Source organism: Streptomyces sp. NPDC002206, from assembly GCF_053593595.1.
On the sequence record NZ_JBSFCW010000020.1, the window covers coordinates 82,534 to 93,646 of the forward strand.

Annotated in this window: 8 protein-coding genes; all 8 read left to right on the plus strand. The window is 70.2% G+C overall.

The features are described 5' to 3' along the window. The first annotated feature begins 156 nt into the window (after positions 1-156). The 8 genes from ACWCP8_RS28625 (at position 157) to ACWCP8_RS28660 (ending at position 11,098) form a co-directional block, all read left to right on the plus strand. Positions 157-1,785 (plus strand): beta-N-acetylhexosaminidase, encoded by a 1,629-nt coding sequence (locus ACWCP8_RS28625; protein ID WP_451118977.1) that lies wholly within the window; start codon positions 157-159, stop codon positions 1,783-1,785. A 295-nt stretch (positions 1,786-2,080) separates the two neighbouring features. Further along, positions 2,081-2,977: an FAD binding domain-containing protein gene (locus tag ACWCP8_RS28630; RefSeq protein WP_352262642.1), complete on the plus strand. Its 897-nt coding sequence runs from the start codon at positions 2,081-2,083 to the stop codon at positions 2,975-2,977. After that, the gene (locus tag ACWCP8_RS28635; protein ID WP_451118979.1) at positions 2,974-4,578 is read left to right on the plus strand and encodes a 2Fe-2S iron-sulfur cluster-binding protein; all 1,605 of its coding nucleotides are present in this window, start codon (positions 2,974-2,976) and stop codon (positions 4,576-4,578) included. Before ACWCP8_RS28630 ends, ACWCP8_RS28635 begins: the two co-directional genes overlap by 4 nt. Continuing rightward, positions 4,575-6,911: a xanthine dehydrogenase family protein molybdopterin-binding subunit gene (locus tag ACWCP8_RS28640; protein WP_352262638.1), complete on the plus strand. Its 2,337-nt coding sequence runs from the start codon at positions 4,575-4,577 to the stop codon at positions 6,909-6,911. The genes ACWCP8_RS28635 and ACWCP8_RS28640 overlap by 4 nt, the downstream gene beginning before the upstream one ends. A gap of 101 nt (positions 6,912-7,012) precedes the next feature. Beyond that, the gene (locus ACWCP8_RS28645; protein ID WP_352262636.1) at positions 7,013-7,543 is read left to right on the plus strand and encodes a hypothetical protein; all 531 of its coding nucleotides are present in this window, start codon (positions 7,013-7,015) and stop codon (positions 7,541-7,543) included. A 54-nt stretch (positions 7,544-7,597) separates the two neighbouring features. Beyond that, positions 7,598-9,079: a WXG100 family type VII secretion target gene (locus ACWCP8_RS28650; protein WP_451118981.1), complete on the plus strand. Its 1,482-nt coding sequence runs from the start codon at positions 7,598-7,600 to the stop codon at positions 9,077-9,079. 26 nt (positions 9,080-9,105) lie between these two features. Beyond that, complete coding sequence (gene mycP, locus ACWCP8_RS28655; RefSeq protein ID WP_451118983.1) at positions 9,106-10,467, plus strand: type VII secretion-associated serine protease mycosin; 1,362 nt, start codon at positions 9,106-9,108, stop codon at positions 10,465-10,467. Positions 10,468-10,720: 253 nt separating this feature from the next. Further along, the gene (locus ACWCP8_RS28660) at positions 10,721-11,098 is read left to right on the plus strand and encodes a hypothetical protein (protein ID WP_451119013.1); all 378 of its coding nucleotides are present in this window, start codon (positions 10,721-10,723) and stop codon (positions 11,096-11,098) included. Positions 11,099-11,113 lie beyond the last annotated feature (15 nt).

Consider the following 11,113-nt stretch of genomic DNA (forward strand, 5'->3'; position numbering starts at 1 on the left):
ACTGAGCGCTGCGCATGAATCAGCGGTAGCGGGTGTCGCTCTTCACCGGTTGACGGGCGAAGGCCCAGACACGTGTATCGGCGCTGATGGGGGACTGCTGCGCGCACTCGCCAGCCGCACTGAGGGACGCACACGCTCATCTGGGACGCTGAATCCATGGATCTGATCCCGGCGCCCGTCGCCGTCGAAAGAATGGCCCCCGATGGTTTCCTGCTGGACCGGGGCACCACGCTGTACGGGGCGCCTGGCACGGAGACCACGGAGCGCTGGCTGCGTTCCAATGTCGGTGCCGCCCTCGGTCTGCCGCTGGCGCCGGGAGATGAAAGGGCCAAGAATTCGGTCACGCTGCTCATCGACGACGCACTGGAGCCCGAGGCGTACAGGCTTGGTGTGGTCCGGAGCCAGGGCATTGAGATCCGCGGCGGCAGTGCGGCGGGGGTCTTCTGGGGCGCCCAGACCCTGCGTCAACTCTTCGGCCCCGACGCCTTCCGCCGCGCGCCTGTCCACTCCGATAAGAAGTGGGTCATCCCCCTCACGGATATCGAGGACCGGCCCCGCTTCGCCTGGCGCGGCCTGATGCTCGACGTCTCGCGGCACTTCCTGCCCAAGGACGATGTCCTGCGCTACCTCGACCTCCTCGCCGCCCACAAGCTGAACGTCTTCCACTTCCACCTCACCGACGACCAGGGCTGGCGCGTGGAGATCAAGCGCTACCCGAAGCTCACCGAGGTCGGCTCCTGGCGCTCCCGTACGAAGCACGGGCACCGGGCCTCGGAGCTGTGGGACGAGACCCCGTACGGCGGCCACTACACCCAGGACGACATCCGCGAGATCGTCGCGTACGCCGCCGAGCGGCATATCCGCGTCGTCCCCGAGATCGACATCCCGGGCCACTCGCAGGCCGCCATCAGCGCATACCCGGAACTGGGCAACACCGACGTCATCGACACCACCACCCTCTCCGTGTGGGACACCTGGGGTGTCAGTCCGAACGTACTCGCGCCCACCGACAACACCCTGCGCTTCTTCGAGGGCGTCTTCGAGGAACTCCTCGACCTCTTCCCGGCCGCCACCTCGCCGTTCATCCACGTCGGCGGGGACGAGTGCCTCAAGGACCAGTGGAAGGAGTCCCCGACCGCCCAGGCCCGCATCAGGGAGCTCGGCCTGGCCGACGAGGACGAGCTGCAGTCCTGGTTCATCCGGCACTTCGACCGCTGGCTCACCGCGCGCGGCCGCCGCCTCATCGGCTGGGACGAGATCCTCGAAGGCGGCCTCCCGGACGGCGCGGCCGTGTCGTCGTGGCGCGGGTACGCGGGCGGCATCGCCGCAGCCGAGGCGGGGCACGACGTCGTGATGTGCCCGGAGCAGCAGGTGTATCTGGACCACCGTCAGGGCGGCGGCCCCGACGAACCGATGCCCATCGGGTACGTCCGCACCCTCGAGGACGTCTTCCGCTTCGACCCCGTACCGCCGGGCCTGACCGAGGAGGCGGCCGGTCACATCCTCGGCACCCAGGCCAACGTGTGGACCGAGGTCATGCAGAACCGGTCCCGCGTCGACTACCAGGTCTTTCCGCGGCTCGCGGCCTTCGCGGAGGTCGCCTGGTCGGCACTGCCCGCCCCCGCCGACCGGGACTTCGCCGATTTCGAACGGCGAATGACGGTGCATTACGCCCGACTTGACGCGCTCGGCGTCGAGTACCGTCCGCCGGGCGGCCCGTTGCCGTGGCAGCGACGCCCCGGCGTTCTCGGACGCCCGATCGAGGGGGCGCCCCCGAACGTGTGAGCCCGGCCGCAGTGCCGGTCCGGCCACCACCGTTCCTGGGAACGTGGTGGCCGGTAAGCGTTCACCGCACGAACGGAACAAGTCGTACAAACATGGCTGAAGAGTGCCAATTCACACTCTGCGCCGAAGAGGTGCGAAACGGGACCAACTTCCAGGTCGTGGACAGATGCACCCTTCGCGGACCCTCGCGTCGGTCCGATCGGAAGATGTGCCAGAGTTGCCACGTCCGGGCTTCGAGCACGTACCGTACGGCGAAACAAGCCGGACGCCGGGACACCGGGAAGGGGCAGCTGGGTTGACCACGCACGCACCGCAGGCGGCGCAGTCCGTGACGCTGCCCGCCTCGCTCGACGAGGCCGTGGCGGCGCTCGGCGCCATGCCTGCCGCCGTTCCTGTGGCCGGCGGCACGGACTTGATGTCGGCCGTCAACAAGGGGCTCCTGCGTCCCTCCGGGCTGGTCGGTCTCGGCCGGATCAGCGAGCTCCGCGGCTGGCACTACCAGGACGGTCACGCCCTGCTCGGCACCGGACTCACCCACGCCCGCATGGGGCGGCCCGACTTCGCCGCCCTGATTCCCGCCCTGGCCGCGTCCGCGCGCGCTGCGGGCCCGCCCCAGATCCGTAACGCCGGGACGCTCGGCGGCAACATCGCCACCGCCGCCCCGACCGGTGACGCCCTGCCGGTGCTCGCCGCCCTGGAGGCCGAGCTCGTCATCGCGGGCCCCGGCGGCGCCCGCCGCGAGATCCCCGTCTCGCACCTGCTGGCCGGCCGCGAGATGCTCGAACCCGCGGAGCTGATCGGCTTCGTCCGCGTACCGCTGCTGCACGCCCCGCAGGTCTTCCTGAAGGCGACCGGCCGCACCGGCCCCGGTCGCGCCACCGCATCCGTCGCGATCGTCCTCGACCCGGCCCGGCGCGGGGTGCGCTGTGCGGTCGGCGCCATAGCGCCGATGCCGCTGCGCCCGCTGGAGGCCGAGCGGTGGATCGCCTCGCTGATCGACTGGGACGGTGAACGGGGTCTGGCACCCGACGCGCTGGCCGCGTTCGGCGAGTACGTCGCAGCGGCGTGCATCCCGGACCAGGCCCCGCCCGCCGACGGGGGCGAGGCGCCACCGCTGCCCCCCTCCGTACTGCATCTGCGGCGCACGGTCGCCGCGCTCGCCCGACGCGCGCTGGGGAGGGCACTGTCGTGAGCAACAGCAACGCCAACCACGAGGACCACGACGAGCAGCACGGGGGCTGGCAGCCGACCCCACAGGGCGGCGAGTACGACTCCGAGGCGACCGCCTTCGTCCACCTGCCGCCGGAGGACCTGGCGAACGCACCGCTGGCTGCCCCCGGCCATGGCTACGTACCGCCGATGATCCTGCCGCTGACTCCTGCGGCCGGGCTCGACCCGGCGGCGACGGGCAGCTGGGTGGTCCGGACGCAGGGCCTGCCGGAGGGCGGCGCGGAGCGGCAGGCGCAGGGCACGGTGCACTGGCCGGATCCGAACCAGCAGCACGGGTACCCGCAGCACGAGCAGCAGTCCGCGGGCGAGCAGTACCCGCAGCACGAGCAGCGCTCCGCGGGCGAGCAGTACCCGCAGCACCAGCACCAGCAGCAGTCCGCGGGCGAGCAGTACCCCCAGCACGAGCAGCTTGTTGAGCCGTCGGCCGCGACGGGCCAGTGGGACTTCGCCGAGGCGACGGCCGCGGAGCCCCTCGGCCACACCGGCCATTGGACGATCCCGGTCGCCGCGGGCGACCTCCCGGACGAGTCCGGCGAGTTCACGACCTCGGCGCTGGCCTCCGAGTGGTACGGGGACCGGACGCCGCCGGCCACGCTGCCGGGCGGCGCGCCCGCGCCGTGGGCGACGCAGCCGGAGTCGGCCCCCGAGGCCCCCGAAACGGCTGTGGGGACGCCGCCGCACGGCGTGGACGTCACGCAGGCGCCTGCCCCCGAGTCCACGCGCGTCCACGTGCAGCGTGATGCGGACGCCGAGCTGCCGACGGAGCCGGCCGCCGACCCGACGGCGGACCTCGTGCCGGGGCCGGCCCCGGACCTGATCCCCGACCTCGCCACGGACCTGGTCCCCGGCGTCGAGGCCGACGCCGACATCCCCGCCCCCGCACTCGCTGCGGAGGAGGCCCCGGCCGACGCACCACCCCTCGACCCGCCGCCCCTCGACACATCGAGCGAGCACCCCGCCGCCTCCTACGTCCTGCATGTGAACGGCGCCGACCGCCCGGTCACCGACGCCTGGATCGGCGAGTCGCTGCTCTACGTGCTGCGCGAGCGGCTCGGCCTCGCCGGTGCCAAGGACGGCTGCTCGCAGGGCGAGTGCGGTGCCTGCAACGTCCAGGTCGACGGGCGGCTCGTCGCCTCCTGCATGGTCCCCGCGGCCACGGCTGCGGGCAGCGAGGTCCGTACGGTCGAGGGCCTGGCCGTCGACGGCGAGCCGTCCGACGTCCAGCGGGCCCTGGCCAACTGCGGCGCCGTCCAGTGCGGCTTCTGCATCCCCGGCATGGCCATGACCGTCCATGACCTGCTGGAGGGCAACCACGCCCCCAGCGAGCTGGAGACCCGCCAGGCGCTCTGCGGCAACCTCTGCCGCTGCTCCGGCTACCGCGGCGTGCTCGGCGCCGTGAGCGAGGTCATCGCGGGCCGCGAGGCCAGCGCCGAAGCCGCCGCCGTGCCCGGCCCAACGTCCCCGTCCGCGGAAGCGAACGCGGACGAGGCGCGCATCCCGCACCAGGCAGCCCCGGGTGCCGGTAGTGTCCAGCCACATCTGCAGGACGGAGGCATGGCGTGAGCAACGACGCAGCCACCGCGGCCAACGCGACCCGCACGACGCTCACCACCCCGCCGGTCGACAGCCCCGACACCGAGCCGCCCGTGTTCGGCCTCGGCGCCTCGCTGCCGCCCGCCGACGCCCGTGCCAAGACCGAGGGCACCTTCCCGTACGCGGCCGACCTCTGGGCCGAGGGACTGCTGTGGGCGGCGGTTCTGCGTTCCCCGCACCCGCACGCCCGAATCCTTTCCATCGACACCACCGCCGCGGCCGAGATGCCGGGCGTACGCGCGGTCGTCACGCACGAGGACGTCCCCGGCGACGGTGCGTACGGCCGTCGTGTGGTCGACCGCCCGGTCTTCGCGTCCGAACTGGTCCGCCACCATGGCGAGCCGATCGCCGCGGTCGCCGCCGACCACCCCGACACGGCCCGCCTCGCCGCGGCGGCGATCGTCGTCGAGTACGAGATCCTCGAACCGGTCACCGACCCGGAGAAGGCCTTCGAGGCCGAGCCCCTGCACCCCGACGGCAACCTGATCCGTCACATCCCGCTGCGCTACGGCGACCCGGACATCGCGGGCGAGGTCATCGTCGAGGGCCTGTACCGCATCGGCCGACAGGACCCGGCCCCGATCGGTGCCGAGGCCGGACTCGCCGTGCCCCGCCCGGACGGCGGCGTGGAGATCTACACCGCCTCCACCGACCCGCACACCGACCGCGACCTCGCCGCCGCCTGCTTCGGTCTGGAACCGGACCGGGTGAAGATTGTCGTCACCGGTGTCCCCGGCGCGACCGGCGACCGCGAGGACCCGGGCTTCCAGCTGCCGCTCGGCCTGCTCGCCCTGCGCACCGGCTGCCCGGTCAAACTGGCCGCCACCCGCGAGGAGTCGTTCCTCGGCCACGCCCACCGCCACCCGACGCTGCTCCGTTACCGCCATCACGCGGACGCGGAGGGCCGGCTGGTGAAGGTGGAGGCGCAGATCCTCCTCGACGCCGGCGCGTACGCCGACGCCTCGTCCGAGTCCCTCGCCGCAGCGGTGGCCTTCGCCTGCGGTCCCTACGTCGTTCCGCACGCCTTCATCGAGGGCTGGGCGGTCCGTACGAACAACCCGCCGTCCGGCCATGTGCGCGGCGAGGGCGCGATGCAGGTCTGCGCCGCGTACGAGGGCCAGATGGACAAACTGGCGGCGAAGCTGGGCATCGAACCGGCCGAACTCCGCCTGCGCAACTCCCTCTCGACCGGCGACATCCTGCCCACCGGTCAGACCGTGACGTGCCCCGCCCCGGTCGCCGAACTTCTGCGAGCGGTACGGGACTTCCCGCTCCCCATACTCCCGAAGGATTCTCCCGAGGACGACTGGCTGCTGCCCGGCGGCCCGGAGGGCGCGGGCGAGCCCGGCGCGGTGCGCCGCGGCGTCGGCTATGCACTGGGCATGGTCCACATGCTCGGCGCCGAGGGAGCGGACGAGGTCTCCACGGCCACGGTCAAGGTCCACGACGGCGTCGCCACAGTCATCTGCGCGGCGGTCGAAACAGGTCAGGGTTTCTCGACCCTGGCCCGCCAGGTGGTCCAGGAGACCCTGGGTATCGAGGAGGTCCACGTGGCCTCGGTCGACACCGACCAGCCCCCGGCCGGCCCCGCCACGCACGGCCGCCACACCTGGGTCTCCGCCGGGGCCGTCGAACGGGCCGCCAAGATGGTCCGTACCCAGCTCCTCCAGCCGCTGGCCCACAAGTTCGGCATGTCCACGGAGCTGCTCCAGATCGCCAACGGCAAGATCACCTCGTACGACGGAGTGCTGTCCACGACGGTCACAGAAGCGATGGACGGCAAAGAGCTCTGGGCCACCGCCCAGTGCCGCCCTCACCCCACCGAGCCGCTCGACGAGTCCGGCCAGGGCGACGCGTTCGTCGGCCTCGCCTTCTGCGCGGTCCGCGCGGTCGTGGACGTCGACATCGAACTCGGCTCGATCCGCGTGGTGGAGATGGCCGTCGCCCAGGACGTCGGCCGGGTCCTCAACCCGTCCCAGTTGGCCACCCGTATCGAAGCCGGCATCACCCAGGGCATCGGCACGGCACTGACCGAAAACCTCCGCACCGCCCGCGGTCTGATCCGCCACCCCGACCTAACGGGTTACGCGCTGCCCACATCGCTTGACGCGCCGGACATTCGCATCGTCAAACTCGTCGAGGAACGGGACGTGGTGGCCCCCTTCGGCGCCAAGCCCGCCTCGGCGGTCCCGGTGGTGACGTCCCCGGCAGCGGTGGCCGCGGCAGTCCGCGCGGCGACCGGCCGCCCGATAAACCGCCTCCCGATCCGACCGCAGGCGGCTGTGGCGGCGGCCAACTCCTGACCGATTTGCGTTGCACATGCAACACGGAGATGCGAGCTGTCGCCGCTGCTGACTACAGTGATCCCCAAAGCTGAACACAGCTGCATACGGGGGAGGGTGCTGTGCTGCCGAGTGACGCCGGGGGATCGGCGGAAACACCGGGCTGGCCGTTCGGGTCCGTCGTCGGTTTCGCGCAGAACGCGGCCGGTGAACTGGTCACCGAGCTTTCGTCGTTCACGAAGTTCCGCGACCGGATCGACGAACTCCTGCGCGATCTGAAGGCATCGCCGGCCGGACCGAAGAAGGTGGGCGAAGAGCCCATGGTCCGCCCCCAGTTCGGCGGCGGCCACAACGGCTGGGCCGAGGCGGCCGATCTGTTCCTCTCGTACCAGACGGTCATCACCCAGCTCGAATCGCTGTCGAAGCTGCTGTCGGACTCGATAGAGGGCATGGGCATCGCGGTGCTCGCGTCCCACAAGGGTTACGAGAACCTCGACGTGGACATCCGGCGCCGCATGCTCGCGATCAACGACAACGCGCAGGAGCACTACGGGGGTTCGTACGACCCGACGGTGCCGGCCAAGCAGCACACCGAACAACCGGCAGCCACGAAGCCGGTCACGGGCGACTCGTCCGGTGTAGGCGGACTCTGATGACGACGAACACGCACATGGCACGAGAACGACGGACTTAGACGGGGGCGGGGCATGGACCACGGGGAAAGCGGCTCGGGTACGCCGTTCGAGAGCATGTCCCACGAGGAGATGCTGGCGTGGCTGGACCAGGCCAACAGCGGGGCGATACAGGGTGCGGCCGACCGGCTGGTGAGCGCGGCCACGGAGATCCGCAAGATCGCCGAAGACCTGAAGGTGCGCCCGCAGTGGGTCGAATGGAAGGGCGAGGGCGCCGACGCATTCCGCACATGGAGCGCGGATCTGGCCAACTCCACGTTGCGCCTGGGTGATTACAGCGAGGGCGCGTCGAAGTGGCTGACGCAGGCTTCGAACGCGATCGCGTCGGCCCAGGCGGCGATCCCGCGCACCCAGGCGGGTGCACAGGCCAACTTGGACGCGGCGTTGGCGGCGCGCAATGACCCGGACGCGTCGGCGGTGGCGCAGAAGTCGGCGGAGACGCTGATCGCAACCCAGGAGGCGAACCGCCAGGAGGCGGCTGCGCAGATGCGGAAGCTGGCGCAGACGTACTCGTTGTCGGCGTCGCAGATGGACGGACTGGAGAAGCCGGCGTTTCCGCCACCGCCGCAGGCGATTGTGCCGGAGCGGGAAGGTGGCATCGGCGACTCGGAGGGCTGGGCACCTCCCGGTGGCGATTCCGGGTCGGGAGGGGCTGGCGGCGGCGTCGGGTACGCAGCGACCACGGACACCTCGCCCGCGGAGGTGTCCGATCCAGGAACATCAGGTGCCGTGGACCGTGCGGTGGTTCAGATGCCCGCGCGCTCGGGAGCACCTGTGGGTATGGAGATCGACGGCGTAGCGACCTTGCCGGAGTCGTTGTCTACGCCTATCGGCTCGCCGACGGGACTGCCGCTGACCGGCAAGCCGGACGGTAATTCCCCGCTGGGTCCGAGCATTATGCCGCCCGTATTCGGGGGAAATCCAACGCTGACCCCGAATCAGCAGGGCGCCGGACGCTACACCGGCACGGGCGTCCGTCCTCCGTCGTTGTCTGGTCCAAATGGGCTCGGCAGCGGTCCGACAAGTCGTATGCCCCGTGACACCGGCATCAGCGGCGGTAGGCCGGTTACCCAGACCGGTGGGCGTCCAACGGGCGGACTTCCCCGTGGCACGGTGGTCGGCGGCGAAGGTACGCGTGGCCGCGGCCTTCTGGGCCGCGGTGCGGGCATCGGCGGCCCGAGCGGTGGCCAGAGCGGGCTTCCCGGTAGTCGTCGGCTGGCCGGAGAATCCGGCGGAGTCGTCGGCGGCCGTCCTCAGCAGCCGGGGCGTTCGAGCGGCCGTCCCTTCACGCCTGGCGGCTCTGGTCTGGTTCGGGGCAATGGTGCGAGTGACGGCACGCGTGCGGTCGGACAGGCGGGACGCGGAGCGAACGCTGCTGCGGGCGCCCGCCCAGGCTCCCCCCGTCGCGACGACGGCGAGCGACCGGATTACCTGACGGAAGACGAAGAGACCTGGCAGCAGGGCGGTCGACGCGTTGTGCCCCCTGTGATCGACTGATTGAAAGTATTTAGTGAAGGACGCAGATGCTTACCAGCAACATGCAAAAGGGCCGCACCAGGACCGCCGCGTCGGCGGCCGTTGGGATGCTGCTGGTGGCTGCCACGGCCGGGTCGGCTCACGCTGCATCGGTCCGTTCGTACCAATGGCACCTGACTGCCATGAAGGCCGAGGAGATCTGGCAGACCAGCACAGGTACGGGCGTTACCGTCGCGGTCATCGACACAGGGGTGGACGCGTCCAATCCTGACCTTCGTGGGCAGGTCCTCAAGGGCAAGGACTTCGCCCCGGGTGAATCGGGTGACGAGCAGACCGATTACGACGGCCACGGCACGGGCATGGCCGGCCTGATCGCCGGCACCGGTGGAGCTCGCGGCGGGGATGGTGCGTTCGGTCTCGCTCCCGGAGTGAAGATTCTGCCTCTCCGGATTCCTGACAAGGCCGCCAACCTCGAGGACGACATCAAGCAGTTCAATACCGCCGTTCCGGCTGCGATTCGATACGCAGCGGATCACGACGCCAGGGTCATCAACCTTTCCCAGGCGGCGAGCGAGGGCTCGCAGCAGCTGACGGACGCGGTGAAGTACGCCCTGGACAAGGGCTCATTGGTCTTCGCCGGTACGGGTAATGACGCGAGGACCGGCAACGTCGTCAAGTATCCGGCGGCGACGCCGGGAGCCGTCGGAGTCGGGGCCATTGGCAAGGACCTGAAGAAGACCGGCGAATCCCAGTTCGGTCCTCAGGTGGACCTTTCCGCGCCGGGCGACGAGATGATCCACGCCTGCCCGAGTAAGACGCATCTCTGCACCTCACACGGGACCAGCGACGCGACCGCCATTGCCTCCGCTTCCGCCGCGCTCATCTGGTCCAAGCACCCGGACTGGACCAACAACCAGGTCCTGCGCGTGATGCTCAACACGGCCGGCGGACCGACCAGCGGTGCTGACCGCAACGACTACGTCGGTTACGGCGTCGTTCGCCCCCGCATCGCTCTGAAGACTCCCGGCGACCCCGGCGCAGCCGATGAGTACCCACTCCCCGATCTCGCGGCAGCCGAGAGCTCTCAGCCCTCAGCCGAGCCCTCCAAGGAGACCGGAAGTTCGGGGAACGACGACAAGCCGGCCACCGCGGCCCCGGCATCCGGCACCGACAGCAACACTGGTCTCTGGATCGGCCTCGGTATCGGTGTCGCCGCTCTCATCGGTGCAGCGGTCACTGTCCTGGCGATACGCTCCCGCCGCCGCAAGTCCGCCATACCTGTGCCGCAGCCCTATGGGCCTCCGCACCCGTATCGGCAGCCTCCGCACCCGGCCTATGGACCCCCACCGGGTGCTCCTGGCTCCGACTCTCCGCATGGTGGCGCGCCCGGGCAAGGGCCGAACTTCTGAGTTCGCATTTCCATGATGCCGTCAATAGGCCCACGTAGATGCCCTTTCGAGACCCGCGAGGATGGCGTCACTCATCTCGATTGTGGAAGTCGTGGTGCCCCGATGCCCAGCGGATGCATTCGTCTGGATAGCGTAGGTAGCTGCGGAAGCGGGGTCGAGGCTGTCATCGGCCGGAAAGCTGAGTATGGGGGAATTCGTGACGTTTGACGCAGAGTGGGCGGCACTTCGCACAAAATCCACGCAACGGGTCGATATGCGACTCAATGGCGTCGGTGACGGAAGAGCGGGGCAAAGTGGTCCGAATGCTCCGGACCTGAGCGTCAACCAGGACGACCTGGGTGTTGTCGGACACGATGCGTACGGTCTGCGCACTCGGCTTTCCACGGAGGGCGACCGTGCTCGGCCCTCGACCTTTGACGCGGCGATCGCGCTCACCAATGGAAACTTCTCCAGCGGGTCGGCGCTGCTCAAGGTCCACGACCGGTGGAATACGCACATGAAGACACTGCTCGATGCCTGTGCGCAGATCTCGGATCATCTGAACTACACCAAGGCCGCGCATGCGAAGGATGATGTCCAGATCGGCGGCGATCTGATCTCTGTCTCCAAGCTCAATGAGTACCTCAAGTAGGCCGCGGGGGAACGC